Source organism: Rhodopseudomonas pseudopalustris (assembly GCF_900110435.1).
GTDB classification, from domain to species: domain Bacteria; phylum Pseudomonadota; class Alphaproteobacteria; order Rhizobiales; family Xanthobacteraceae; genus Rhodopseudomonas; species Rhodopseudomonas pseudopalustris.
Genome location: NZ_FODT01000003.1, coordinates 109680 through 135977, shown reverse-complemented (window position 1 = coordinate 135977; position 26298 = coordinate 109680). Strand labels below are relative to the sequence as shown.

The following is a 26298-nucleotide window of genomic DNA, read 5'->3' as shown; positions in this document are numbered from 1 at the left end:
AGCATGGCACAAACGATCGGCATCGATTCATCGACGAGGCGCGCGGGCAGTTTTCGCCGCGGCCTGTTGATGGTCCTTGCGTTCGTTTATCTGTTCGTTGGGATCGCCCACAACGCCAGCTGTTTCGATCAGGCCGTCGCCTCCAGCGTCGCCCTCGAAACGGCTGCCGATCCGTCGCTCGATCCGTCACATGACAGCGGGACGAAATCCGACATCGTCCTCTGCGATCACTGTCCGACGTGCGTTCCGGCTGTACTGCCGGCGCCCTTGATCACCGCCGTCCCCTGCGGCGTGCCTGCTGCCGGCGACATGTCGGTGGCATCGCTGGTGCCCGCCGATCATGCCTGGCTCGACACGCCACCACCCAAAAACCTGACCTGAACGTTATCGCCGGGCGCATCGCGCCCTGAGTCCGTCGTTCGTCAGGTTTCAGCATGTTGTTCAGATACGCCACGCGCCTCGCGTGTGCGGCTGCGTTGCTTGTCGGCTCTTCGCTGACAGGTGTCGCGCATTCGCAAACCCTCACCATGGGGGCAGCGCTTCAGCGCGCGCTCGCGACAAGCCCACGGCTGACGGCTGCCGAGCGCGACGTCGGCATCGCGCGGGGGCAGCGCATCCAGTCCGGAGCGTTGATCAACCCGGAGATATCCTACGATCTGGATGACTCCTTTGGCTCCGGAGCCTACCGGGGAACGCGATCGGCGGAGTCGGCGCTGCAGATCAGTCAGATGTTCGAGCTCTGGGGCAAGCGAGACGCACGCATCGCGGCCGGGCAGGCCGGTCTCGATACGGCGGCGATCGAGCGCCAGGCGGTGCGGCTCGAAGTGCTGTCCGAGGCGGCGATCGCGTTCCTCAACGTGCTCGGACTGCAGCGCAGGATCGAGATCCTCGACGAACAGGTCGACGCCATCGACAAGCTGACGCCGCTGCTGCAGCGGCGCGTCGATGCAGGCGCCTCGTCGATCGCGGAAACCGGGCGGGCCGAAGTGGCCTCGGCTCTGGTCAAGGCCGATCGCGAGCGTACCAAAGCATCGCTTGCGACGGCGCGTCGCGAACTCGCGATCCTGATCGGAGACACCGCTCCGAAGTTCAGCGCGGTGTCCGGGCGGCTGGACTCGATCGGTCGCCCACCGTCTTTCCAGGCCGTGGTAACGGCGATCGATGCGAATCCGCAACTGGTTCGATGGCAGGCGATCTACGCGCAACGTAACGCGCAGCTGATACTCGCGCGTCTGAAGCCCTATCCGGACGTGAACCTCTCGGTCGGCTGGCGCCGATACAACGAGACCGGCGACAATGCCGTGCGTCTCGCCGTCTCGGTGCCGATCCCGCTGTTCGATCAGAACCAGGGCAACATCCTGTCGGCGCAGGAGAGCCTTGCCAAAACCGCGGCCGAGCGGAAGGCCAACCGGAATACCCTGATCGTCTTGGCGGGACGCGCTTACGACACGCTGCAGGGGTCGCTGCGCGAACTTGCGATCCTGCGCGAGACCGGCATTCCAAAAGCGCGGGACGCTTCTGCCGCGATCTTCGAAGGGTACGGGCAGGGCCGCTATTCGCTTCTCGAGGTTCTGGACGCGCAGGCCAGCGTCGCCCAGGCCCGCCTGCGTGAACAAGAAGCCCAGCAGAATTTCCATGTCGCCGTCGCCACCATCGAGGGGCTGGTCGGCAACCCATTTGCATTGGCTCGGGGGAGCGCGCGATGAACAAGTCGATCACAATGGTCGTGGCCGCGCTCGGCGTCCTTGCGATCGGCGCCGGTGTCTTTGCCTATGCGCCCGACAAATCTGCAGCGCCTGTTGCCGACACGGCTGGAAAATCCGGCCATGCGGAGAAGGGGCATAGCGGGAAGGGACACGAGGACGAAGGGCACGCCGGAGAGGATGTCGTGGAGATGACCGATGCCAAGGTCGGCGCAGCGGGCATCGAGATCCTGACCGCTGCCGGGGCGACGCTGCACGATACGATCGTGCTCAACGGCATCCTGACGCCCAATCAGGAAACCCTGGTCCAGGTCACTCCGAGATTTCCGGGTGTCGTCCGGGAGATCAGGAAGCGTCTCGGAGACGCCGTCGAGAAGGGTGAGCTTCTCGCAAGGATCGAGAGCAACCAGAGCCTCACGACCTATGAGATGCGCGCGCCGATCTCCGGCACGGTGATCGATCGCCAGATCTCGCTCGGCGAGTACGCCTCGGAGCAGAAGCCCGCCTTTATCGTGGCCGACATCTCGACCGTCTGGGTGGATCTGTCGGTGTACAAGCGCGATCTGCCCCGCGTGCGTCTCGGTGACACCGTCATCATCGACGTTGGTGACGGCGGCAAGCCGATCGAAGCGCAACTCTCCTACATGTCTCCGGTCGGCAGCAGCGACACGCAGAGCGCGCTGGTTCGTGCGGTGGTCGCGAACGACGCCGGGCGGCTGCGCGCCGGCCTGTTCGTATCGGCACGTTTGATCTTGTCCGCCAAGCAGGTGCCGATCGCGGTCAAGGCCTCGGCGATCCAGTCGCTGGAGAACCGCAACGTCGTCTTCGTTCGGAACGGAGCGAAATTCGAGGCCCGGGAGATCGAAATCGGCGGGCGGGATTCGGAGAACGTGGAGGTGCTGTTCGGATTGATGACCGGCGACAAATACGCCGCCACCAACAGCTTCGTCGTCAAGGCGGAGATGGCGAAGGGAGCGGCGTCCCATGATCACTGATCGCAGTCCAATGCGTGACGTCGAGCGGCCTCAATATTTGGCGGCGGAATTCTCTGAACTTCGAAGCGGTGCCCCGCGATGATCAACGCCATTCTGGAGTTCTCCATTCGCCAGCGCTGGTTGGTGATGATCGGCGTGCTGGCCGTCGCCGCGTTCGGCGCCTGGAATTTCACCCGGCTGCCGATCGACGCGGTGCCCGACATCACCAACGTGCAGGTGCAGGTCAACGTCGAAGCCCCGGGGTATTCGCCGCTCGAGGTGGAGCAGCGCATCACCTTTCCGGTCGAGACCGGCATGGGCGGGATTCCGAACCTGCAATATACGCGTTCGCTGTCGCGCTACGGCCTCAGCCAGGTCACGATCGTCTTCAACGAAGGGACGAGCATCTTTTTCGCCCGCCAGCAGGTCAGCGAGCGGCTCCAGCAGGTCAAGGATCAGCTGCCGAGCGGCATCGAAATGGCGATGGGTCCGATCTCCACGGGCCTCGGCGAGATCTACACATTCGCGCTCGACGCCAGGCCGGGCGCCAAGAACGCCGACGGTTCGCCGGTCACGTCGATCGATCTGCGCACCGTGCAGGACTGGATCATCAAGCCCCAACTCAGAACCGTGCCGGGCGTCGTCGAGGTGAACACCATCGGCGGTTATGAGAAGCAGTTCCACGTCCTGCCCGACCCCAGCAAGCTGATGGCGTTCCGTCTCGGCTTTCGCGACGTGATGACGGCGCTGGCGGCGAACAATGCCAACGTGGGTGCGGGCTACATCGAGAGGAACGGCGAGCAATATCTCGTTCGCACGCCGGGCCAGGTGACGAATATCGACGATATTCGCGGCGTGGTCGTCGGAACGCGCGGCGGCGTGCCGGTTCGTATCAGCGACGTGGCCGAGGTGCAGATCGGGACGGATCTGCGAACGGGCGCCGCGACGCTCGACGGCAAGGAAACGGTGCTCGGCACCGCAATGCTTCTGATCGGGGAGAACAGCCGAACGGTCTCGCAGCGCGTGTCGGCGAAGCTGGACGACATCGCCAAATCGCTTCCGGAAGGCATATTCGCGCGCGTGCTCTACGACCGCACGGTGCTGGTCGATGCGACCATCGCCACCGTCGAGAAGAACCTCGTCGAAGGCGCGCTGCTCGTCATCGTGATCCTGTTCCTGATCCTGGGCAATTTCAAAGCCGCCATCGCGACTGCGCTGGTGATCCCGCTGTCGATGCTGATCACCATCACCGGCATGGTCGAGAGCAAGGTCAGCGCCAATCTCATGAGCCTCGGCGCTATCGATTTCGGCATCATCATCGACGGCGCGGTGATCATCGTCGAGAACTGCCTTCGCCTTCTGGCGGTGGAGCAGCACAGACGAGGCCGGCTGCTCACGCGTGACGAGCGGTTCGCCACCATTCTTGCGGGCTCCCGGGAGGTCATCAAGCCGAGCTTGCTGGGCACTCTGATCATCGCGGTGGTGTACCTGCCGGTGCTGACCCTCACCGGCGTCGAGGGCAAGATGTTCACCCCGATGGCGTTGACGGTGCTGATGGCGCTCGCCGGCGCGTCGATCCTGTCGATGACCTTCGTACCCGCAGCGGTCGCGCTGCTGGTAACCGGAAAGGTCACCGAAAAGGAGAACTTCTTCATGCGCGGCGCGCGGCGGATCTATCTGCCGCTGCTCGGCCTTGCCATCCGTCACCGCGGCATCGTGGCGACGCTCGCCGTCGTGCTGCTTCTGGTCAGCGGATATGCCGCCTCCAGAATGGGCGGTGAGTTCATTCCGAGCCTCGACGAAGGCGACATCGCGATGCACGCGATGCGGATTCCGGGAACCAGCCTGACGCAGGGCATCGACATGCAGTTGAAGCTGGAGAAGGCGCTTCTGCAATTGCCGGAGGTGAAGGAGGTGTTCTCCAAGCTCGGTACGTCTGAAGTGGCCACCGATCCGATGCCGCCGAACGTCGCCGATACGATCATCATGCTGAAGCCGCGCGCGGAATGGCCCGATCCGAAGCGGAGCAAGGCGGATCTCGTGGCGGCGGTCGAGAAACAGGCCGAGACGCTGCCGGGCAACGTCTACGAACTGACCCAGCCGATTCAGATGCGGTTCAACGAACTGATCTCGGGCGTCCGCAGCGACGTCGGCGTCAAGATCTTCGGCGACGATTTGGATACGCTGCTCGAGGTCGCGGGGCGGGTTCAGACGGTGTTGCAGGCCGTGCCCGGCGCCGCCGACGTGAAGACCGAGCAGACCGCGGGCCTGCCGGTGCTCACTGTGAAGCTCGACCGACCGGCGCTGTCGCGATTGGGATTGAGCGTGACGGACGTTCAAGGTCTCGTGGAGACGGCGGTCGGCGGCAAAAGCGCCGGTCTCGTCTTCGAAGGCGACCGCCGCTTCGACTTGGTCGTTCGATTGCCCGAGCGGCTGCGGTCCGACGTCGAGGCGATCCGCAATCTTCCGATCCCGCTGCCGGCCGTGGCGGAAACGCCGACGACTGCGACCAAGGCGTCCTGGACAAACTCGCCGTTGTCGCAGATGCGCTACACGCCGTTGTCGGCGGTGGCGCAGATCGAAGTCGCGCCCGGGCCGAACCAGATCAGCCGCGAGAACGGAAAGCGCCGCATCGTGGTGACGGCGAATGTCCGCGGGCGCGATCTCGGGTCATTCGTATCCGACGCTCAGGCGCAGATCGCGACGAAGGTCAAGATTCCCGCGGGATACTGGATCGGGTGGGGCGGCCAATTCGAGCAACTCGTCTCGGCCACGAAACGTCTGACCATCGTCGTTCCAGTCGCGCTTCTCCTGATCTTTCTGCTGCTGTTCGTCAGTCTCGGATCAGCGGCAGACGCGTTGCTGGTGTTCAGCGGCGTACCGCTGGCGCTGACGGGCGGCGTTGCGGCTTTGCTACTCCGCGACATTCCGCTCTCGATCAGCGCAGGCATCGGCTTCATCGCGCTGTCAGGCGTCGCGGTGCTGAACGGCCTGGTGATCGTCTCATTCATCGAGAAGCTCCGCGCAGACGGCAAGACCATCATCGAAGCCGTCAAGGAAGGGGCTCTGACCCGTCTGCGGCCGGTTCTGATGACAGCGATGGTCGCGTCGCTCGGCTTCGTGCCGATGGCGATCGCCACCGGCGCCGGCGCCGAGGTTCAGCGACCGCTGGCGACCGTCGTCATCGGAGGGATCATCTCGTCGACGATCCTCACTCTGCTCGTTCTTCCGGCGCTCTACGTCCTGTTTCGCCGGGAATCCTCGCCTGCCGCAGTGGAGGCGACGCCCAACCAGACCCAAGGAGACCATTGATGAAGAAGATACTGCTCGTCGCCTCCGCTCTGTTGTTCGCTGGCCCGGCTCTCGCGCAGCACGTGCACCAGAAGGGCCCGAACGGCGGCCGGCTCGAGGACGTCGCCGGCGTGCACCTCGAGATGGTCGCCAAGGGTAAGACGATCACCTTCAACGTCTTCGATGAGGCCAACAAGCCGGTGTCGGCGGCTGGGTTCTCCGGATCGGCGCTGCTGATCTCGGGGAGCGACCGTGAGACGCTGCCGCTCGTCGCAGAGGGCAACGCACTCAAGGCCGATGCGAAGACCGACGTTGCTCCCGGATCGGCCGTCAGCGTCACGCTGAAGAGCGCTGCAGGACAGTCTGGCCAGGCCAAGTTCAAGAACTGAGCCTGACACGAACGTACTCTCGGAGGAGCGCCGCAGCTGCGGCGCTCCCGAATGGACACCATGAGCGAAGCAACGAAATCTACCGCTACCAAGCGCGATCTGCGTCTCGATCTCTTCCGCGGCATGGCGAACTGGGCGATCTTTCTGGATCACATCCCCAACAACGCCGTCGCATGGCTGACGATGCGAAACTACGGATTCAGCGACGCTGCTGAATTGTTCGTCTACGTCTCCGGATTCACGGTCGCATTCGTGTATGCGCGGATGATGCGCGCCAAAGGATTGCTCGCGGCGGCAATCGGAATTCTCGGCCGGGTCTGGCAGATCTATGTCGCCTATGTGCTGCTTTTCGTCTTCTACGTGGTTGCCGTCGGCTATGTGGGGCAGGTCGATGGGCATGCCCATCTTCTCGACCAATACAACATCCGCAGGCTGATCGCCGATCCGGTCGAATTTCTGAAGCACGGTCTTCTGCTCGAATATCGGCCGCTCAATCTGGATGTTCTGCCGCTCTACATCGCGCTGATGGCGCCGTTTCCGCCGGTGCTCTGGCTGCTCACGAAGTCGCCCAACGTCGCATTGGCCGGTTCGTTCATCCTCTACATTGTCGCGCGGTGGTTAGGCTGGAATCTCACCGACTATCCGTCCGGTTCCTGGTACTTCAACCCGTTCGCCTGGCAATTTCTGTTCGTGATCGGGGCGTGGACGGCGATCGTCGATCGCGACGCGTTGCAGAAGATCTTGCGGTCGAGGATCATCATGGCGCTGGCCGTCGCGATCGTGGCTGTGTCTGCGATCGTGACTGTCGCACTACGCACCGGGAACGACTGGTTGTTGCCCGAGACGTTTCGGCTTGCGTTCTCCCTGAACGACAAGACAAACCTCGCGCCGTATCGCATCGTTCACTTTCTGGCATTGGCGATCATCGTGGCGCGTCTTATTCCGAGGGATGCTCCATCGCTCAACTGGCCGGTGTGGCGGCCGTTGATCGTCAGCGGCCAGCACTCGCTGGAAGTGTTCTGCGTGGGAACCTTCTTGGCAGCCATCGCCTATTTCGCGCTCCACCTGATCAACGACTCTTTCGCGGCTCAGATCTTCGTGAGCGTCGTCGGCATTGCCGGGATGGTCGCGGTTGCCTATTTCCGGACTTGGGTGAAGAGCAGGTCGCTCGCCGTGTAGTTGGGTGAACCGTGATGCGCCGATGACGGATACTTCGATCTTCAAGCAGGCCGTATCGGCGCCGCGCCGGCAGGGCCGGAAAATTCAGTGTTGAACTCACCGACGGGCCTGACCTGCCCGGAAAATGCTGGCGTGGGCGATTTCGTCAGGAAAGACCCCAATCGATCTGGCATCCAAACTGCATTAAGCGGATACGATTGGGGAGGTCGCCGATGCCCGATGAAGGCTGCAACTTGTGTCAAGCAGCGAAGCAGCTGTTTCAAGGTCCCTTGCTGCCCGGATACGAGAATCTGGCATGGGTCTGCCCGAGGTGCGGCGCACAGATCGACATCATGATGAAACGTCACACGATGCGGCCCGACAGATATCCGCCCCAGCGTCCGAAGGTCTGAACAAGCCTTACTGACCGTGCGCCTTGGAATCGCGCGGCCCGTTTGGAAGTCTTGATTCCGTGCGCGCGCGTTCTTCCGCAACTCCCGACGGCAGGGGCAAGCCGTTGCCAGCGCACGATCCAAGTCGCTGCGCTAGAGCTAAATTATTGTGTTTATTATCTTATAGCCGAATTGGCTGGGGAACTAGGATTCGAACCTAGACAAACAGAGTCAGAGTCTGTTGTGCTACCGTTACACCATTCCCCACCAAAATGCCGAACGAGTTCAGGCATTTAGACTGGCGCCGGGCGCGATCTGAATCGAATTGCGCTGCGCCTCGAATGTGGGGCGACTTCTAACGGGCTCGGCACGTCCCTGCAAGGGCTCCGGACGAAGAAAACCGGCGTCGAGAGTGCTTTGCCGCCGCGCCGCATTCGCCGTCTGTTTGACACTGACCCGCCGCCGCGCTGTCGTTTCTCCGCCGGCGGCGGCACGAATTGCTCAGCGCAGAAGGTCAGGGTGAGGACCTCTATGCGTGGTCGCGAAGATTGAATATCCACAGGCCGCCATCGCTCGCCGATTGGATGCGGACTTGAAGCGACCGGTTGATGTCGCTGAAGTCACCAACCCAGCCAAGCTCGATATCGACCCGTCCGAGCTGTCGCGCCTGCTCGATGCGTCCCCGAAATTCGGGCTGCCCCATGCAGGGGGCGACCTGAAGGAAGAAGTCCAACCCCAACGCAGGTCGCGACTTGTAGCCGGATTCGATGGCTTCGGTTCGGTTGAACACGGTGACGATGCCGTTGCCATCGAGCTTGATCACGCCGAAAGGCAAGGCGTCGATCTGCTCGGGCGCGAGTTGCTCGATGGTCCGAGCGAGGTCGGAATCGTGAAAATCGACCGTATTCATTGAGCGTTCCTCTCGCTGTCGTTGTGGATTTCGTCGAAAGTGATCACGCCTGCGAGATGACTGACTCGTTCGCCGTCGTCCGAGAGCGGCAACACCAGCCGTTCGAACAGCACCATGGTGTCGTCCCCGAGGGGGAAGCGCGCGTAGTCGAAATGCGCCAGACCGCTCAAGCCGCGCTGGTAAGCACCTGCGAGCGAGGCGATCACGTTCTGGTCTGACGCCGAGACCAACTCGCCCGCGAGTTCGCGGCCCAATCGTCCGACCAGCGCCGCCCCCGCGAAGACGAACTGAAACACCGGGGAGGGCTGGCCGTGCACGATCTTCAGTAGGCAGGTGTCGTCCTTGAGATCGTGCGTCAGCGGTTCGGCGTCGGCCGGCGATGGCAAGCGGCCGAGGCTCGCGGCGAGATCGCGCCATTGATCGTAGACCGCGCGCATTCGCGGATTGCGGATCCGGTCGCGCAGCCTGTCGGATGCGCGCAACGCGTCCGCCGACGCGATCGAAGCCGGCAACCGCCCGAGTAGCTCCAGGATTGCCCTGGCGATTTGAGTTTCGACGACCGGCTTTCTGAAGATCAATTCGCCGTGCAGCCGGTGGGCCGATGTGGAATCTGCGAGGAAGACGATCGGCAGGGCCGAATCTGTTTGGCGCAGTTGCGCAGCCAGTTGCGCGCCGGCCTGCTGATCGCGTTGCAGGTCGAACAGGACCAGATTCGGCTTCATACCACTGGCCAGTAGCGCCAGCGCCACGTCGTCACGCTCGGCGACGATCACGCGGTAGTCGAGATTTCTCAGCATCGTCGCCAAATGGCGGCGGATCGTCTCGTCAGGCGCGATCACCAGAATCGTGGCGTTGCCGTGCAGTGTCCGATCGATCTTCGGCTCGGATGGAGCGGCAGTCGTACCGTGAAGTCCCGCGCGAGGCAGGTAGATGTTGATGGTCGTGCCGACGCCCTGTGCACTGGAGATCAATACCCGGCCGCCGCATTGCCCCGCCAGTTCAAACGCAGAGGCGAGGCCGAGCCCGGTTCCTCGGCCTTGGCTCTTGGTGGTGTAGAAGGCTTCGCCTGCACGCGCCAGCGCGGCCTGGGTCATGCCGCAACCGGTGTCGCTGAACGACAGATGGACATAGTCGCCGACAGCGAGCGCGGGCGGCCGCTCAGTGCTGTAACAGTTGCGGGCTGTAATCGTCAGGCTGCCGCCGTTCGGCATGGCGTCGCCGGCATTGGCGGTCAGGTTCAGGACCACCGAGCGTAACGCGCCGGGACTAGCCAAGACAGGCCAGCAGGCATCATCGACGTCGATCACGAGATCGATGTCGGCCTTCATCAGGTGGGACAGCATTGCGGCTGTGGTCTTCAAGAAGTCGGGCAGCGCGATCTGTTCCGGCTCGGTGCCGTCGAGCCGGGAGAACTCGAGGAGCCGGCGCGACAATTGTGCGGCGCCGGAAATCGCTTGATTGATATCCCGCAGGATCCGCGCCTGCTGTTGGGTCAAGCCGCCCCGCAGCAGCATCGCCGAGGCGCCGTTCAGCACCGTCAGGACATTGTTGAAGTCGTGGATGATGCCGATGACGAACTGGCCCAACAACCGGATCCGGTCGGTATGAGCGGCCCGCGCCGCCGCCGCCGATCGATCCGAGGATTCGGCTTCGAGCTGCCGGGCCAGAACCGACAGCGCCGCAGTCTTTTCGTCGAGGTGGCGTTGCAGTTCGGCTTCGCGGTTCTTGTGGATCGTGATGTCGCGGGCCCGCGTCAGAATCTGCGCGAACCGGCCGTCGGCGTCGCAGATCGGATCGACGATGACATCGAACCATCGGGGCTCGCCGTTTGCGCTCGGCCCCTGCGCCGTGAATCTGATCGACAAGCCTGTTCGAGCGCGCCGGACCGCATCGAACGCCGCGTCGCGTCCGCCGGCCAGCCAGATTTCGGTCCAGTTGCGGCCGACGGCACTCTCAGGGGCGCCAGCATCGCCGGAGAGCGACCATGCCGGATTGACCTCAAGGATGAAGCCTGCGGGATCGAGCAAGGCGATGCAGTCGGTGTCGATGCCGATCGCACGCGGAAGCAACTCAGCAAGACGCAGAGCGCGGCTCGGGACAGCATCATCGCGAACAGGATCGAACAATAAGGACTACCTCCCACGCTCTTTAGAGGGATCGTTACGCAATCGAGCAGCCAGCGCATTGCGTTTCATCAAGCCCGGAGGGGGCTTTATCAGTCCAGCCCGCAAGTTCCAGCGACCGCTTCGCCGATCACTCGGGCGGAGTTTAGAGACGATCCATTTCGTATTTCGGAAGAGCCGTGGCATCTGACGGCAGATTGTGTCGAGCCGGTCGACGGCGCCGCGCCGCCGGTTCCGACGGGAATTGGACCATGGAAGAACTCAACGGGCGAATGATCGCCTGCCAGATCCTGATTACCGGCCTGATCGCGCGTGTCGCCAATGATCAGGCGGATCCGTTGCGTTTTCTCAGCGAGTTTCGCGACGAGATTCGCGCGGTGGTGAGTGGAATCAGAATTGATGGTTCGCTCGATAACGACCGTGTGCGGGTGATCGCGCAGCAAACCGTCGACGAATTGTTCTCGCTGATGAAGCCGCCGAGCCCCTCGGTCGAATAGGCCGCTGCGCGCCATGTCAGCGGCGTGCAATCACAACGTAGTTGTTCGTTTTCGCATGATCCCCGTACGGTTTCTGTGATCGCCTCCGGATGTCTCCGGAGGTGCTTGTTTAGAATGGTTTTGATCTTGAGCGATTCCAATTCTACAGCGCCTCTCGCGCGTTGACCCCCCATTTTGCGACCGATACCAGTTCAACCTGCAGATAATTAGCAAATGCAGTTGGGGTGGTGGGCGAAATGAGTGGAGCCAAGGCACCGAGGTCGCTGCGCGCAGAAGCGTCGATCCGAACGTACAATGATCAGCTCGACAGTTACTACGGCCGCAAGGTTTCGGCGGTCGCCGGGATGATCGCGGTGGCGTCGATCGGCGGCGCCGAGGCGCAGCAATCGAGCCTGCCCGCGGTGACGGTCGATGCGCCGGTGGCGCGGCCGCGCCCTGTGGCGGCGCAGCCGACGCCCGATCAAATCCGTGCGCGCACCGCGTTGCGCCGGGCGGCGCGGCGCGCGCAGCCGGCTCAGGTGGCGCCGGTGCCGTTTCCGAATGCCGGCGTGTTGTCGGCGGATCGCAACCCCTATGCGGATGCGGATGCGCCCTACAAGGTCGACCGGCTGTCCGGCTCGAAGTTCACCGAGCCGGTGTTGAACACCCCACGGACGGTGACGGTGCTGAGCAAGGAGATTCTGCAGGACAAGAACGCGACCTCGCTGCGTGACGTGGCGCGCTCCACCGCCGGCGTGACGCTCGGCACCGGCGAGGGCGGCAACGCCTTCGGCGATCGCTTCTTCATCCGCGGCTTCGACGCCCGCAACGACGTCTTTATCGACGGCATCCGCGATCCGGCTGTCTCGATCCGCGAGAACTTCTTCACCGAGCAGGTCGAAATTCTGCGTGGGCCTGCCTCGACGCTTGCCGGACGCGGCACCGCTGGCGGCGCGATCAACATCGTCACCAAGCAGGCCTCGACGGAGGGCAATTTCACCAAGGCCGAGACCACATTCGGCACCGACGCCACCAGGCGCGTCACGGTCGACGTCAACCAGGTGATCAGCCCGACGCTGGCCGTGCGGTTCGACGGCCTGTACCAGCAGGCCAACGTCGCCGGCCGCAACTATGTCTTCGATGACCGCTGGGGAACCCTCGGGGCGATCAAGTGGACGCCGACCGACGCCATCAAGATCACCGCGAACTACGTCCACACCGATCTCAACGGCCTGCCGGATTTCGGCGTGCCTTACAACACCGCGCTGCGCCGGCCCTCGACCAGCGTGAACGTGCCGCGCAACACCTATTACGGCTTCGTCAATCGCGACTTCCAGAAGGCGCAGCAGGATTTCGGCACGCTGACCGGCGAATTCAACATCACGCCCGACATCACGCTGAGCAATCGCACCCGCGCCGCCCGCTCGGTGCTCGACTACATCGGGACGTTGCCGAGCAACCCGACCGCCACCACGGTGTCGCTGGCGTCGCAGAGTCGCTATCAGGTCACCGACGTTCTCGCCAACCAGACCGACCTGACCTACAAATTCGACACTGGCCCGATCAAGCACGCGCTGATTACCGGCGCCGAGGTGTCGCAGGAAAAGGTGATGCGCGACAACTATGCCGGGCTCTCCTCGGAGCTGGCTGGCTTCCAGACCGGCGGCCGGATCACCGTGCCGCTGCTGGCGCCGCCGAATCTGTTCGAGTTCTCCAGCGCGCCGCAGCGCGCCGGCAACCCGACCAATATCACGGTCGACACCAAATCGGTCTACGCGATCGAGACCGCCAACTACAACGATTTTATCATCGTCAATGGCGGGATTCGCTACGACGATTACGACATCCGCGGCGTCAGCTCGACGGCGTCGAGCGGGGTGCAGTCCGGAATGTTCAACTACAATGCCGGCGTGGTGGTGAAGCCGCTGCCCTATGCCAGCCTGTACTCGGCCTATGCGACCTCGTCGAACCCGGTCGGCGCCGGGCTCGATGCCTCGGGTTCGGCCTATGGCGGCCTCGTCGTCAGCAACGCCGTGTTCCAGGCGCTGACGCCCGAGCAGAACAAGGCGGTCGAGGTCGGCACCAAATGGGAGCTGTTCAACCGGCACCTGCTGCTGACCGGCTCGCTGTTCCAGACCGACAAGACCAACGCCCGGGAGACGTCCGGCAGCACCATCATCGGCGGAGCGGCCTATCGCGTCCGTGGCATCGACCTCGAGGTGGCCGGCAAGATCACCGACCGCTGGAGCGTGTTCGGCGGCCTGGTGCTGATGGAGAGCCAGGTCCTGCAATCGATCGATGCGGCCCAGGTCGGCGCTCAACTCGCCAATATCGCGCACCAGTCATTCAACCTGCTCACCAAATACAAGTTCGACGACCATTGGGAAGTCGGCGGGCAGGCGACCTACGCCTCGAAGATCTACGGCGGCACCTTCGGCGCCATCAACGGCAACGTGCTGCCCGAACATTGGCGGTTCGATAGCTTCGTCGAGTTCAAGGTCGACAGGCACCTGACCGCCAAGCTGTCGGTCAACAACATCCTCAACACGACTTATTACGACGCGTTCTATCGCAGCGCCTCGCCGTTCGTGTTCATCGCGCCGGGTCGTTCGGTGCTGCTGACCCTGCGCGGCGCGCTCTGACACGCGGCCGAAACTGGAGCTGTCATGCTGGTTTGTATTCCCGAGATTCTGTCGAAACATGAGGTGACGGAATTCCGTCGCCTGATGGACCAAGCGGACTGGGAGGATGGCCGCTCCACCGCCGGCGCGCAGTCGGCGATGGTCAAACGCAACGAGCAACTGCCGCCGGACAGCGAACTCGCCCGCATGCTCGGCCGCCGCATCGTGTCGGCCCTGACCGCCAATCCGAAATTCGTCTCGGCGGCGGTGCCGTTGCAGATCTTCCCGCCGCTGTTCAACCGCTATGCCGCGTCGGGCAATCACCATTTCGGTATTCACGTCGATAATGCGGTGCGCGGCGACCCGCTCACCGGGCTGCGTATTCGCACCGACCTTTCAGTCACGCTGTTCCTCGCGGAGCCCGATGAATATGACGGCGGCGAGCTGGTGGTCGAGGACACCTACGGGTCGCACGAGGTCAAGCTGCCGGCCGGGGACTGCGTTCTGTACCCGTCGTCCAGCCTGCACATGGTGACGCCCGTGACCCGCGGAGCGCGGGTCGCGTCTTTTTTCTGGTTGCAGAGCATGATACGTGATGCCCATGCGCGCAGCATGATCTACGATCTCGACGGCGCCATTCAGGCTCTGGTCGAGCGGCTGGGACGCGATGACCCTGAAACGGTCAAATTGACCGGTATTTATCACAACCTCATCCGGTACTGGGCCGACGTATGAACCTGTCGAAAATCCGATTGATCGCCGTTGCGTTGGTTGCGCTATCGTTGCTGGCGCCGGTCGCGCCGATTTCCGCGCAGCAGCCGCCGGTGCAACAGGTGCAATCCGCCGCTGCGCCCGAGACCAAGGGGGCGACCCAGGCGCTGACCTCGGCCGGCGCTTCGACGGGTGCAAGCGTCGCGCCTGGCCTCGCCGAATTGTCGCCATGGACGATGTTTCTTCAGGCCGACATCGTCGTGAAGGCGGTGATGGTCGGGCTGGCCTTCGCTTCGGTGATCACCTGGACCATCTTCATCGCCAAGAAGATCGAACTCGGTCGCGCCCGCTGGCGGTTGCGGTCCGCGCTGAAGCAGATCGCGGAATCGCGGTCGCTCTCGGAAGCGCAGCTCGCGCTCGGCGACAGCGATCATCTGCTGACATCGCTGGTGACGGCGGCCGTGCGCGAGGCGCGGCTGTCGGCCGGCATCGCCAGCGATTCCGGTATCAAGGAGCGCGTCGCCTCGAGCTTCAGCGAGATCGTGCGCGCCGAGGCGCGGCACATGCGCCACGGCATGGGCTTCCTCGCCTCGATCGGCGCGACGGCGCCGTTCATCGGCCTGTTCGGCACGGTGTGGGGCATCATGAACAGCTTTATCGGCATCTCGAAGTCGCAGACCACCAACCTCGCGGTGGTTGCGCCCGGCATCGCGGAGGCGCTGCTCGCCACCGCGATCGGCCTGGTCGCGGCTATTCCGGCGGTGCTGATCTACAATCACTTCACCCGCGAGACCCGGGTGTATCTCGAACTGGTGTCGCGGGCGTCCGGCGCGGTCGGACGGTTGCTTTCGCGCGACCTCGACCGCGGCCATGGTGGCGGTCATCACGCGCGCGCGGCGGAATAGGCGATGGGCGCCTCGCTCGGCGATTTCGACGGTCTCGACGACGATTTCGAAGAGACCCACGAGATCAATGTGACGCCGTTCATCGACGTCATTCTGGTGCTGCTGATCATCTTCATGGTCGCCGCGCCGCTGTCGACCGTTGATCTGCCGGTGAGCCTGCCGACCTCGACGGCAACGCCGCAGAAGCGGCCGGACAAGCCGACCTATGTCAGCATCAAGTCCGACCTCGCGGTGGCGATCGGCGAGAACCAGGTCAAGCGCGTCGATCTGGTGCAGACTCTTGAGTCGATGCCGGACATGACCAAGGATCGCTTCATCTTCCTGCGCGCCGACCGCGCGGTGCCCTATGGCGAGCTGATGGACGTCCTGGAGATGCTACGCGCCGGCGGCTATGCCAAGATCAAGCTGGTGGCGCTCGAAGGGGTGCCCGGGGCGACTCCGGGCGCCGCACAGTAACGGGTGGTTCGTGAGGGCGGTCGGCGGGCTGCCGCGGTCCGGCAACCGTGCCGGCGCAGGCCGTGATACAAGGGCGATGAAACGATCGTTGTGCGCATGACCGAGTTCGATTTCTCCCGCAAGCCGTCGCGCCCGTTGTGGCTGATCGCCGGCGTCGCCGCCGTCGCGCTGCATGTCGGCGGCGTCGCCTTGGCGCTGTCGCATCGCGTGGATGATGTTGACGACGACGCGCTCGGCGCGCAGGCGATCGAGGTCGGCCTCGAGATGATGTCCCCGAAGCACGAGGCGAGCGACCTGCCGCCGGGTCCGGAGACCGACGCCTCTGCCGCGTCGCCGGCGCTGAACGAGCAGAAGGCCGAGGTCAAGCAAAGCGACCTGCCGAAGGACACTCCGCAGCAGACCGAAGAGGCCGACCGCATCGTCACGACCGAGCAGCCGAAAAAGCCCGACGAGGAGCAGAAGGAAAAGGCGGTGGTGCGACAGCAGGCGTCGACCGAGTCGGTCGCGGCCGAAGCCACCGCGATGCCGAGCAACGAAACCGCCAAGGAAGGCCCGCGCTCGGTCGCGCCGGCCCAGGGCGTAGGCCAGGCCGCGCAGCGCATTCGCGCCACCTGGCAGAAGGAGCTCGTCGCCTATCTCGACAAGCACAAGCGCTACCCGAAGGAAGGGGCTCAGAAGAACGTCAAGATCGTGGTCAGCTTCGAACTCGACCGGCTCGGCCACGTGCTCTCGACCAGGATCGTCGAAGGCTCCGGCGACGCCGCCTTCGATCAGGCCGCGCTCGACATGGTCAGGCGCTCCGACCCGGTCCCCGCACCGCCGCCGCTGATCGCCGACGAAGGCCTCACCTTCAGCCTGCCGGTGATTTTCCGGACCAAGGGGAAGGGCTGAGCAAGGCGGTCAAAGTACGCTCGGTGGCCTCAATTTCCCCGCCTGGACGGCTCGAGCAGCGATCTCAAGCCGTCTCTGCATGGCGCCGGGTTCGAGCATATAAGCATCTAAGCCGAGCCTGTCGTGGTCGTGCGACCGATCGCCCGGGATCCTGGCGATTACTCAGGAACTGGCGTCTCACCACCACTGCTTTTGCCTTTGCGCTTCCCGAATGTGCTGGTGATCAGGACGTACAAGACAGGGGTGAAGAAGATCGCGAGCGCCGTCGCCGTCAACATGCCGCCGAAAACGCCGGTGCCGATCGCGCGCTGACTATTGGAGCCTGCGCCCGTTGCAATCGCGAGCGGCAAAACACCCAGAATGAATGCGAGCGATGTCATCAAGATGGGACGGAAGCGACGTCGGCAGGCTTCGATCGCCGCCTCGCCGAAGGCTACGCCCTGGGCGACGAGGTCCTTTGCGATCTCAATAATCAGGATCGCGTTCTTCGCCGACAGCCCGATCACGGTAATCAGGCCGACCTTGAAGTAGATGTCATTCGGCATATCGCGCAGCAGCATCGCGAACACCGATCCGATCACGCCGGTCGGCACCACGAGCAGCACGGCGAACGGAATCGACCAGCTTTCGTAAAGCGCCGCCAGGCACAGGAAGACGCACAGCAGCGATAGCACGAGCAGGTAGATGGCTTGGCTGCCCGACAGCTTTTCCTGCAATGATTGGCCCGACCATGCGTAGTCGAAGCCGCTCGGAAGCTCCGCGGCAAGGCGCTCCATCTCGGCCATCGCGTCGCCGCTCGCGTATCCTGGCGCCGCGCTGCCGCTGAATTTGATACTTGGAAACCCGTTGAAGCCGACGACTTGTGACGGTCCCATCGACCATTTCACCTGTGCCACCGATTGCAGCGGAACCATCTGATTCTTGCTGTTCCTCACCGACAGTTGCAAAATGTCCTCGGCCGTCATCCGCCGATTGGCATCGGCTTGCACGATCACGCGCTGCATGCGTGCGTTGTTCGGGAAATCGTTGACGTAGGTCGATCCCAAGCTGGTCGATAGCGCCTGGTTGATCGCTGCGAAGGTGACGCCGAGTGCATTGGCCTTCTCGCGGTCGATCAGCATCTCGATCTGGGGCGCGGTCGGCAAACCCTCGACATAGACGCCTTGCAGGACCGGGCTCTGTGTCGCCGCATTCAGGAGCTGATCTCGTGCCGCAGCGAGAGCGGCATAACCCTTCTGCTCCTTGTCCTGGAGACGGAAGGTGAAGCCGGCCGAGTTGCCGAGCGACTCGATCGGCGGCGGCGCGAGCGAAATTGCGATAGCGTCGGGGAGTGTGCTCAGAAACGCATTCGCGCGATCGCCGATCGACTGCGCGCTGTCATTTGCCCCGCGCTCCGACCAATCCTTCAAGTTGATGAAGGCAATTGCCGTGTTCTGTCCTTGGCCGGAAAAGCCGTAACCTCCGACGGTCGTGTAGCTGTCTACGGCGCGCTCGGACGAAAAATGAGCCTCGATCTGCTTGATGATATCGAGAGTTCGTTCCGTCGAAGATTCCGGCGGTGTTTGAACATCGACGATCAGGTAGCCTTGGTCTTCTCCCGGCAGGAATCCGGATGGCAGACGGTTGAAGCCAAAAACCATCGCTGCGATGAGAACGCTGTAGACGAGGAGCGAACGAACCGGCCGCCTCACGACGCTGCTGACGCCTCCGACGTAACGCCGGCTGGTCGCATCGAAGAATCTGTTGAACAACCCGAAGAATCCGCGCTGGCTGTGGCCATGCGCCTTGTCGACCGGCTTCAGCAGCGTCGCGCAAAGCGCAGGCGTCAGCGACAGAGCGAGAAACGCCGAGAAAGCGATCGAGGTCGCCATCGCTACCGAGAATTGTCGGTAGATCACGCCGACCGAGCCTGGGAAGAAGGCGAGCGGCACGAAAACGGAAATCAGAACAACGGTGATGCCGACGACTGCTCCGGAGATCTGGCTCATGGCTTTGAATGTCGCCTCCCTGGGGGGAAGACCTTCATCCTTCATGATGCGTTCGACGTTCTCGACGACGACGATGGCGTCGTCGACGAGGATGCCGATCGCCAGGACCATTCCGAACATCGTCAGAACATTGATGGAGAATCCGAGCATCAACATCACCGCGCAGGTGCCGAGCAACGCGATCGGAACGACGATGGTGGGAATGATCGTGTACCGGATGTTCTGGAGAAACAGGAACATCACCGCGAAGACCAGAACCATCGCCTCGAGCAAGGTCATCAACACCTGCTTGATCGAGACCTGGACGAACGGAGTGGTGTCGTAGGGCACCTGCAGCTTGACGTTGGTCAGGGTTTTTTGAAGCTCTGCGATTTTGGCGCGGACGCCGGTCGCGGTCGCGAGAGCGTTGGCGCCCGGTGCAAGCTGGATGCCGATGCCGGCGGAGGGTTTACCATCCTGACGGGTCTGCTGCAGGTAACTCTGCCCTCCCAATTCGACCTCGGCGACGTCGCGAAGACGAACGATAGATCCGTCCGGGTTGGCGCGCAGGACGATTTCTTCGAACTCCTTCACCGTAGTGAGTTGGCCCTTGACCAGGACGTTCGCTGCAATGCGCTGCCCTTTTTTGGCAGGCTGTGCCCCGATCATGCCGGACGCAATCTGAGCGTTCTGGCCTTCAACCGCCGAGGTCACGTCGCCCGCGGTCAGATTGAGGCCGATGAGCTTGTCGGGATCAATCCAGATGCGCATCGCTTTCTCGCTCGAATAGAGCGTCGCGCGGCCGACGCCGGGGACGCGCCGCAGCTCTCCGGTGACGCGGCGGGCGGCGATGTCGCCGAGTTCGATCTCGGTTGTGCCGGCGCCGGTCGCGCTGAGTGTGACGAACATCAGAAACGCAGTGCTCGCCTCCTCGACAAGGACGCCCTGCTGCACAACGGCGCGTGGAAGGCGCGCCTCGATACGCTTGATTCGATTCTGAACCGCGATCGTTGCTTTTGACGGATCATAGCCGGGGCCGAACGACACGGTGATCTGGGCCGCGCCGCCGGCGTCGTTGGTCGACTCGAAATACATCATCCCCGGGATGCCATTGAGCTCCTCCTCGATGATGCGTGTGACGCCGTCGTAGAGCCGCTCAGGTGTCGCGCCGGGATAGTTCGCCGTGATCGAGACCGTCACGGGGGCGACGTCTGGATATTGCGATATGGGGAGGGACACCAATGAGATGCCGCCGGCCAGCATGATGAAGAGCGAAATGGCCCACGCGAAGATCGGGCGGTCGATGAAGAAACGAGTCACGAGGAACCCCTGAGCAGTAACGTCGGTCGATGGTCGCGAGGCGCGCTGTTCAGCGGGCTTCCGCCTGCTTGTCCGAACTCGGGCCTTTCCACGGCTGCGGCTTCACCACAGAGCCCGGACGGATTTTTTGAAAGCCTTCGACGACGACGGTTTCTCCGGGCGACAGCCCTTCGAGGACGACCCATCCCTCTGCGGTCAAAGGGCCGGTCCGCAGCGGCTTGACGGCGACTTTGCCGGCCGAATCCACCACAAAGGCTTGCGCCTCTCCGGCGCTGCTTCTTTGAATGGCCTGCGGCGGAATCACGGCGGCGTTCGCGTAGTTGCCGGTGGCGACACGCACGCGGACATAGGTGCCGGGTAGCAACGCGCCCTTTGGATTGGAGAATTTGGCGCGAAGGGTGACCTGGGCGGTGCCCGGATCGACACTGACGTCGGAGAACAGCAATTGTCCGACGTTGTCGTCGATCGATCCGTCGCCACGGATCAACCTGACCTCCGCGGACGAGACGCTATTTGCGCGACCGGGCAGAAAGCCCGGATCCGACACCGATTGAGTGAAGTCGACGTAGATGGGGTCGATCTGCTGGATCGTTGCGAGATGTGTCGGTTCGTTCTGCCCCACCAAAGCGCCTTCAGTGACCAGGGCCCGTCCGATCCTCCCGGCAATGGGCGCGCGCACCGTTGCGAAGTCGAGGTTGATCCGGGCGCGATCGAGTTGCGCCTTGGCGGAGGCGACGTCCGCCTCGGCCTGCTTCAACGCCGCCACCGAGACGTCGTTTTGCGCGGTGCTGGTTGCTTGCCTGTCCAGCAACAATTGGGTGCGCTCGGATTGCCTCGCCGCCTGGACGCGGGTGGCTTCGGCGCGATCCACAGCTGCGGCGCGACTTTCCACTTCGGCCTGATAGACAGCTGCATTGATGCGAAACAGTGTGTCGCCTTGAGCGACGTCGCTGCCTTCGACGAACGCTCGTTCGAGCACGATTCCGGAAACCTGCGCGCGAACCTCCGAGACGCGGGTGGATGCCAGACGCCCAGGGAATTCCTGTATGCGGGGCAGGGACGTCGCGGCCACCTTCACGGTGGAGACGATGGGCGGCGCTTCCGCCGATGCGGCGGCCTTGTCGCTCGACGAAGGGCCGCAGGCGCTCAGCAGTGGAAGTTGAGCCAATAGCAGCAACGCGACGAATGAGCGTCGATTGAGAGAGTTCATCTTGCACCATCGGTAAAAAAGAGCAGTCAGGTTGGCCAGAAGCCGCATTCTGCTGCGTCGGTTCGAATAAGATGTCGTTGCGTCAGCGCGGGCGTGTCATGGCGACGAGTTCGTTGCGCAGGCTGAGCGGGATCGGCGATGGAGCGCCGGTGGCTCGCAGTGCGTGAAGAAGCCACATCCCATCCGCGGCGAACCGTATGATCGGCATGATGGGGCCAGGATCGGTCTCGCTGTGGCGCCGGGCGCGATCTTGAAGCCAGTCTTCAAGACGGCGTGCCAGCGTCGGCTCAGCCAGCATCGACAGTGTGATCGCAGCTGCTGGCCCGGTTTTTCCAAGCTCGAATTCCTCGAACGTGACTTCGACATACGCGCGCGTAAAGCTGCCATATGGCTCTTCGTCTTCTTGCATACGCGCATCGATCGCCGAATCCAACTGATGCAGCAGGTCGACAAAGACGCCCTCGACGAGCGCCTGCTTGTTCGGGAAATGGTGGAACAGCCCGCCTTTGGTCACCCCCGGCGGCGTCGGCGACGGCCTGGATCGTGATCCCAGCCACTCCGCGCTCGATGGCGAGCTTCGCTGCGCATTCGAGCAAGGTGCGGCGGATCAGGTCGGGCTGCTTCTTTCGCGTGTATGGGGTCGTCATCACTAATGCTTCATCATCCGAGAGAAGGCGTTGCGCCCGATCTCATCGTCCACGATCGGCGGCATGGATCGAGAGCTTGCCGAAACAACACCACCCGTTGATCGCGATGACTTGCGCGGCTTTTCCGTCGCGGCGTCGAAAAAGCTCAACGATTTCAAGTTAATTCCGATTGAGAAATAAAAGATACCATCCGGTTGGTATGTTTTCAAGGCGGGCCTGGACGCAATTTGCGCGATGAGCAAACTCGCGCCCGCTGCAGCAATGTCAGCGAAGGATGCGAGCAGGTCCAATGGAACCGGCGGGATGGACAGTGCGCGTTCCAGGTTGGTGTGACGGCAGGTCGCAGACCCGCGCGACAGCGCTTAAAGCGCGCCCGCAATCATGAAATCAAACGAACACATCATCATTCAATAGGTCGCGCGGCCGCCCGAAATATCGAACACCGCGCCGGTCGAGAACGCGCAATCCTCCGATGCGAGCCACGCCACCATCGCCGCCAATTCCTCGACCAGCACGAAGCGACCCTTCGGGATTTTCGACAGCATGAAGTCGATGTGCTGTTGCGTCATCTGATCGAAGATTGCGGTCCGGGCCGCCGCCGGCGTCACCGCATTGACGGCGATGTCGTAGGCGGCCAACTCCTTGCCGAGCGACTTGGTCAGTGCGATCAGTCCAGCCTTTGAGGCTGAATAGTGCGCAGCGTTGGGATTGCCCTCCTTGCCGGCGATCGACGCGATATTGACGATGCGTCCGTATTTGTGGGCGATCATCGCCGGCACGATCGACTTGCAGCAGATGAACGGACCGTCGAGATTGATGCGCAGCACCTTGCGCCATTCCTCGTAGTCGGTGTCCCACACCGTCTTGTTGATCCCGGCGATGCCGGCATTGTTGACCAGAATGTCGATCTTGCCGAACGCGGCCATTGTCGCGTCGCGCGCGGCGTCGACCGCGGCGGGATCGGTGACGTCGACCTGAAAGGCACTGACGACATCGTCGCCGATTTCCTTGGCGGTCGTCTCGGCCAGCGCGATGTCATGGTCCCAGATCGCCACCCGCGCACCCGACGCCGCGAACCGCTCGGCGATCGCCCGGCCAAACCCCTGCGCACCGCCAGTGACGATGGCGCAGCGACGATTGAGATCGATGCTGTTCATGCGATGCTCCTGCTCACAGCGTCCAGCCGCCGTCGATGATGTGGGCGACTCCGGTGGTGAAGGCGCTTTCGTCGCTGGCGAGATAGACCGCGAGCGCGGCGATTTCCTCCGCGGTGCCGAGTCGGCCCATCGGCTGGCGCGATACGAACATCTCGCGGCCCTGGGGTCCGGCGGCGGCGGCGCGGCCGAGCATCGATGGCGTCTCGATCGTGCCCGGGCAGATCGCGTTGCAACGGATGCCCTTGGTAATGAAGTCGGCGGCGACCGCGCGGGTCAGCGCCGCGACCGCGGCCTTGGTCGCGCCGTAGACGTAGCGGTTCGGCGCCGCCTTGTAGACGCCGGCCGCCGAGGAGATGTTGACGATCGAGCCGTGGCCGGCCGCCAGCATACCCGGCAGGAACGCGCGGATCGTGCGGTGCATCGACTTCACATTGAGATCGAAAGAGAACTCCCAATCCGCGTCGGAGCAGTCGAGCACGGTGCCGTGATGCACGAAGCCGGCGGCATTGAGCAGGATGTCGACGCGGCCAGCCTGTTTCGCGATGGCCTCGACCGCGGCGCTGTCGCGGACGTCGAGCCTTGCTGCTTCGCCGATGCCTTGCTTTGCGAGGCTGGCGAGCCCGGCTTCGTCGATGTCGGTTGCGAAGACTTCTGCGCCCTCGCGTGCGAACGCGATCGCCGAAGCGCGCCCGATCCCCGCAGCGGCGGCGGTGACGAACGCGCGCTTGCCTTTCAGACGTTCGGACATGTGTTTCCTCGTTCAGTTGCGTCTTCGCGCAAATTCATGGTGCGTCATTCCGGGATGCGCCCGCAGGGCGCAGACCCGGAATCCAGAGGTTCAGGGCATCTCGGGATTCCGGATCCGCGCGCTTTGCGCGCGCCCCGGAATGACGGTGTGGTGGTGAGAAATCTTTCTCCCCGCGCGCGGGGAGAGGTGAGTTCGTGCCGCGTGGAGAGGCCTTGCGTCACCGACACTCGCATCAATGATTATGCCGCGCGACGCCGACGGTGCCGGCGATGTCGCGATAGCGGGTGGCGAGTTCGAGGCAGGCGCCGGTGGCCTGCTGGCCGACGGTCGCACGATACAATTCCTGCCACGGCGTCTGATGCTTCGGATAGGCGAAGCCGCCATGCGCCTCGAGGTCGGCGCGGCGCTGCCGCAGCTCATCGTCCGATATCAGAATGTTGGCGCTCCCTTTGTTCAGGTCGACGCGGACGCGGTCGCCGGTCTTGAGGATCGCGAGCCCGCCATTGGCGGCGGCTTCCGGTGTCGCGTTCAGGATCGAGGGCGAGCCCGAGGTGCCGGACTGGCGGCCGTCGCCGATGCAGGGCAGCGAGTGGATGCCGCGTTTGATCAGCGCCGCCGGCGGCTGCATGTTCACCACCTCGGCGCCGCCGGGATAGCCGATCGGCCCGGTGCCGCGCACGAACAGGATGCAATGCTCATCGATGTCGAGCGCCGGATCGTCGATCCTGTCGTGATAGTCTTCCGGCCCTTCGAACACGATGGCGCGGCCCTCGAACGCGTTCGGATCGTTCGGATTGGCGAGATAGCGCTCGCGGAATTCCAGTGAGATCACGCTGGTCTTCATGATCGCGGAATCGAACAGATTGCCGCGCAGCACCAGGAAGCCTGCGTCCTGTACCAGCGGCCCGTCGTAGGACTTGATCACCTCGCCATCGGGGGCGGGGGCCGACGCGCAATTGTCGCCCATGGTACGGCCGTTGACGGTGATCGCGTCCGTATGAATTTTGCCGTGCCTCATCAATTCGCGGACCACCGCCGGCACGCCGCCAGCGCGATGATACTCCTCGCCGAGATAGAAGCCGGCCGGCTGCATGTTGACCAGCAGCGGAATGGCGTGGCCGACGCTCTGCCAGTCGTCGATCGAAAGCTCGACGCCGATGTGACGGGCGAGCGCGTTGAGATGGATCGGCGCGTTGGTCGAGCCGCCGATCGCCGAATTGACGACGATCGCGTTCTCGAAAGCCTTGCGGGTCAGGATGTCGGACGGCTTCAGATCCTCCCACACCATCTCCACCGCCCGCAGGCCGGTCGCGTAGGCGATCTGGCCGCGCTCGCGATAGGGCGCAGGGATCGCGGCGCAGCCCGGCAGCGACATGCCTAGCGCTTCGGCCAGCGAATTCATCGTCGAGGCGGTGCCCATGGTGTTGCAATGGCCGACCGACGGCGCCGACGATGCGACGATCTCCATGAACTCTTCGTAGTCGATCTCGCCGGCGGCGAGGCGCTCGCGGGATTTCCAGACCACTGTGCCCGATCCGGAGCGTTCGCCATTGTGCCAGCCATTCAGCATCGGTCCGCCGGACAGCACGATCGCCGGGATGTTGACGGTCGCCGCCGCCATCAGGCAGGCTGGCGTGGTCTTGTCGCAACCTGTGGTCAGCACCACGCCGTCGAGCGGATAGCTGAACAGGATCTCGACTAGGCCGAGATAAGCGAGATTGCGATCGAGCGCCGCAGTCGGCCGCTTGCCGGTTTCCTGGATCGGATGCACCGGGAATTCCATCGCGATGCCGCCGGCGGCGCGGATGCCTTCGCGGACACGCTGCGCCAATTCCAGATGGTGGCGGTTGCACGGCGACAAATCGTTTCCGGTTTGCGCGATGCCGATGATCGGCTTGCCGGATTGCAGCTCGCCGCGGGTCAGCCCGTAGTTCAGATAGCGCTCGAGATACAGCGCGGTCATCGCAGGGTTGTGCGGGTCGTTGAACCATTCGCTGGAGCGGAGCTTGCGCCGGGCAGTCCCCGGGGTGATCTTGTTCATCGTCTCTCCCGCAGCGCACACTCCCGTTTGTCGGGCTCTTGAGCGTTTTGATGTTGAGTCATTCAGCGGAGACGCATGCTGACATGTCGTTCGCAGCTCCGCAATCGGCGGTCATGCTGATCGGCGGAGTTAATTTGGTGGCGCGACAGAGTACGGAATTTCTGCTAAGATCATTGCAACAAAGATCCGGCCGGCGGCAACGACCGCA

General features: G+C 63.4%; 21 protein-coding genes and 1 tRNA gene. 13 read left to right on the top strand and 9 right to left on the bottom strand.

What is annotated here, in order from left to right; all coding sequences use genetic code 11:
* Positions 1–3 precede the first annotated feature (3 nt).
* The 6 genes from BMY71_RS06905 (at position 4) to BMY71_RS06880 (ending at position 7536) form a co-directional block, all read left to right on the top strand.
* The gene (locus BMY71_RS06905; RefSeq protein ID WP_092682660.1) at positions 4–381 is read left to right on the top strand and encodes a hypothetical protein; all 378 of its coding nucleotides are present in this window, start codon (positions 4–6) and stop codon (positions 379–381) included.
* 53 nt (positions 382–434) lie between these two features.
* Complete coding sequence (gene ihpA / locus BMY71_RS06900; protein ID WP_092682658.1) at positions 435–1706, top strand: divalent metal ion exporter subunit IhpA; 1272 nt, start codon at positions 435–437, stop codon at positions 1704–1706.
* Complete coding sequence (gene ihpB, locus BMY71_RS06895; RefSeq protein WP_092682656.1) at positions 1703–2698, top strand: divalent metal ion exporter adaptor subunit IhpB; 996 nt, start codon at positions 1703–1705, stop codon at positions 2696–2698. The genes ihpA and ihpB overlap by 4 nt, the downstream gene beginning before the upstream one ends.
* 78 nt (positions 2699–2776) lie before the next feature.
* Positions 2777–5989: an efflux RND transporter permease subunit gene (locus BMY71_RS06890; protein ID WP_092682654.1), complete on the top strand. Its 3213-nt coding sequence runs from the start codon at positions 2777–2779 to the stop codon at positions 5987–5989.
* The gene (locus tag BMY71_RS06885; protein ID WP_092682652.1) at positions 5989–6357 is read left to right on the top strand and encodes a hypothetical protein; all 369 of its coding nucleotides are present in this window, start codon (positions 5989–5991) and stop codon (positions 6355–6357) included. Before BMY71_RS06890 ends, BMY71_RS06885 begins: the two co-directional genes overlap by 1 nt.
* A gap of 51 nt (positions 6358–6408) precedes the next feature.
* Positions 6409–7536: an OpgC family protein gene (locus BMY71_RS06880; protein ID WP_092682650.1), complete on the top strand. Its 1128-nt coding sequence runs from the start codon at positions 6409–6411 to the stop codon at positions 7534–7536.
* 564 nt (positions 7537–8100) lie between these two features.
* On the opposite strand, the gene BMY71_RS06875 is transcribed toward BMY71_RS06880, so the two are convergent.
* Positions 8101–8174, bottom strand: a tRNA-Gln gene (locus BMY71_RS06875).
* A gap of 268 nt (positions 8175–8442) precedes the next feature.
* Between BMY71_RS06875 and BMY71_RS24840 the strand changes: the two genes are divergently transcribed.
* A complete protein-coding gene (locus BMY71_RS24840; protein WP_175557627.1) occupies positions 8443–8820 on the top strand; it encodes a hypothetical protein in 378 nt (125 codons plus the stop codon).
* On the opposite strand, the gene BMY71_RS06865 is transcribed toward BMY71_RS24840, so the two are convergent.
* Positions 8814–10844 carry an ATP-binding protein gene (locus tag BMY71_RS06865; RefSeq protein ID WP_430715320.1) on the bottom strand — a complete coding sequence of 677 codons (2031 nt, stop codon included), beginning with the start codon at positions 10842–10844 and terminating at the stop codon, positions 8814–8816. The two genes, BMY71_RS24840 and BMY71_RS06865, sit on opposite strands and share 7 nt — an antisense overlap.
* 347 nt (positions 10845–11191) lie before the next feature.
* Between BMY71_RS06865 and BMY71_RS06860 the strand changes: the two genes are divergently transcribed.
* The 6 genes from BMY71_RS06860 to BMY71_RS06835 all read left to right on the top strand — a co-directional run bounded on the left by BMY71_RS06860 (position 11192) and on the right by BMY71_RS06835 (position 17000).
* A complete protein-coding gene (locus BMY71_RS06860; RefSeq protein WP_011503727.1) occupies positions 11192–11437 on the top strand; it encodes a hypothetical protein in 246 nt (81 codons plus the stop codon).
* A gap of 236 nt (positions 11438–11673) precedes the next feature.
* On the top strand, positions 11674–14058 hold the full coding sequence (locus BMY71_RS06855; protein ID WP_092682644.1) for a TonB-dependent receptor: 2385 nt from the start codon (positions 11674–11676) through the stop codon (positions 14056–14058).
* Between the two features lie 24 nt (positions 14059–14082).
* The gene (locus BMY71_RS06850; RefSeq protein ID WP_011503725.1) at positions 14083–14772 is read left to right on the top strand and encodes a Fe2+-dependent dioxygenase; all 690 of its coding nucleotides are present in this window, start codon (positions 14083–14085) and stop codon (positions 14770–14772) included.
* Positions 14769–15653 (top strand): tonB-system energizer ExbB, encoded by an 885-nt coding sequence (exbB, locus tag BMY71_RS06845; protein ID WP_011503724.1) that lies wholly within the window; start codon positions 14769–14771, stop codon positions 15651–15653. The genes BMY71_RS06850 and exbB overlap by 4 nt, the downstream gene beginning before the upstream one ends.
* A 3-nt stretch (positions 15654–15656) precedes the next feature.
* Positions 15657–16109, top strand: coding sequence for a TonB system transport protein ExbD (gene exbD / locus BMY71_RS06840; RefSeq protein ID WP_011503723.1), 453 nt, complete (start codon positions 15657–15659; stop codon positions 16107–16109).
* Between the two features lie 96 nt (positions 16110–16205).
* Positions 16206–17000 carry a TonB family protein gene (locus BMY71_RS06835; protein WP_011503722.1) on the top strand — a complete coding sequence of 265 codons (795 nt, stop codon included), beginning with the start codon at positions 16206–16208 and terminating at the stop codon, positions 16998–17000.
* Between the two features lie 158 nt (positions 17001–17158).
* Here BMY71_RS06835 and BMY71_RS06830 read toward each other — a convergent pair whose 3' ends face one another.
* The 7 genes from BMY71_RS06830 to BMY71_RS06800 form a co-directional block, all read right to left on the bottom strand.
* Positions 17159–20287, bottom strand: coding sequence for an efflux RND transporter permease subunit (locus BMY71_RS06830; protein WP_011503721.1), 3129 nt, complete (start codon positions 20285–20287; stop codon positions 17159–17161).
* Positions 20288–20336: 49 nt separating this feature from the next.
* Positions 20337–21497 (bottom strand): efflux RND transporter periplasmic adaptor subunit, encoded by a 1161-nt coding sequence (locus BMY71_RS06825; protein WP_092683125.1) that lies wholly within the window; start codon positions 21495–21497, stop codon positions 20337–20339.
* An 82-nt stretch (positions 21498–21579) separates the two neighbouring features.
* Entirely contained in the window at positions 21580–22011 is a 432-nt protein-coding gene (locus BMY71_RS06820) for a TetR/AcrR family transcriptional regulator (protein WP_244526001.1), read from the bottom strand.
* A 135-nt stretch (positions 22012–22146) separates the two neighbouring features.
* On the bottom strand, positions 22147–22434 hold the full coding sequence (locus BMY71_RS06815) for a hypothetical protein (protein ID WP_092682642.1): 288 nt from the start codon (positions 22432–22434) through the stop codon (positions 22147–22149).
* 117 nt (positions 22435–22551) lie between these two features.
* Positions 22552–23301 carry an SDR family NAD(P)-dependent oxidoreductase gene (locus tag BMY71_RS06810; protein WP_092682640.1) on the bottom strand — a complete coding sequence of 250 codons (750 nt, stop codon included), beginning with the start codon at positions 23299–23301 and terminating at the stop codon, positions 22552–22554.
* Between the two features lie 13 nt (positions 23302–23314).
* A complete protein-coding gene (locus BMY71_RS06805) occupies positions 23315–24049 on the bottom strand; it encodes an SDR family oxidoreductase (protein ID WP_092682638.1) in 735 nt (244 codons plus the stop codon).
* A 232-nt stretch (positions 24050–24281) separates the two neighbouring features.
* Complete coding sequence (locus BMY71_RS06800) at positions 24282–26090, bottom strand: IlvD/Edd family dehydratase (protein WP_011503715.1); 1809 nt, start codon at positions 26088–26090, stop codon at positions 24282–24284.
* Between the last annotated feature and the right edge of the window lie 208 nt (positions 26091–26298).

Bases quoted from the DNA above. Each gene is read 5' to 3' on its own strand.
- BMY71_RS06905 (WP_092682660.1), top strand. From the start codon at position 4: ATGGCACAAACGATCGGCATCGATTCATCGACGAGGCGCGCGGGCAGT.
- ihpA (WP_092682658.1), top strand. From the start codon at position 435: ATGTTGTTCAGATACGCCACGCGCCTCGCGTGTGCGGCTGCGTTGCTT.
- ihpB (WP_092682656.1), top strand. From the start codon at position 1,703: ATGAACAAGTCGATCACAATGGTCGTGGCCGCGCTCGGCGTCCTTGCG.
- BMY71_RS06890 (WP_092682654.1), top strand. From the start codon at position 2,777: ATGATCAACGCCATTCTGGAGTTCTCCATTCGCCAGCGCTGGTTGGTG.
- BMY71_RS06885 (WP_092682652.1), top strand. From the start codon at position 5,989: ATGAAGAAGATACTGCTCGTCGCCTCCGCTCTGTTGTTCGCTGGCCCG.
- BMY71_RS06880 (WP_092682650.1), top strand. From the start codon at position 6,409: ATGGACACCATGAGCGAAGCAACGAAATCTACCGCTACCAAGCGCGAT.
- BMY71_RS06860 (WP_011503727.1), top strand. From the start codon at position 11,192: ATGGAAGAACTCAACGGGCGAATGATCGCCTGCCAGATCCTGATTACC.
- BMY71_RS06855 (WP_092682644.1), top strand. From the start codon at position 11,674: ATGAGTGGAGCCAAGGCACCGAGGTCGCTGCGCGCAGAAGCGTCGATC.
- BMY71_RS06850 (WP_011503725.1), top strand. From the start codon at position 14,083: ATGCTGGTTTGTATTCCCGAGATTCTGTCGAAACATGAGGTGACGGAA.
- exbB (WP_011503724.1), top strand. From the start codon at position 14,769: ATGAACCTGTCGAAAATCCGATTGATCGCCGTTGCGTTGGTTGCGCTA.
- exbD (WP_011503723.1), top strand. From the start codon at position 15,657: ATGGGCGCCTCGCTCGGCGATTTCGACGGTCTCGACGACGATTTCGAA.
- BMY71_RS06835 (WP_011503722.1), top strand. From the start codon at position 16,206: ATGACCGAGTTCGATTTCTCCCGCAAGCCGTCGCGCCCGTTGTGGCTG.
- BMY71_RS06825 (WP_092683125.1), bottom strand. From the start codon at position 21,497: ATGAACTCTCTCAATCGACGCTCATTCGTCGCGTTGCTGCTATTGGCT.
- BMY71_RS06810 (WP_092682640.1), bottom strand. From the start codon at position 23,301: ATGAACAGCATCGATCTCAATCGTCGCTGCGCCATCGTCACTGGCGGT.
- BMY71_RS06805 (WP_092682638.1), bottom strand. From the start codon at position 24,049: ATGTCCGAACGTCTGAAAGGCAAGCGCGCGTTCGTCACCGCCGCCGCT.
- BMY71_RS06800 (WP_011503715.1), bottom strand. From the start codon at position 26,090: ATGAACAAGATCACCCCGGGGACTGCCCGGCGCAAGCTCCGCTCCAGC.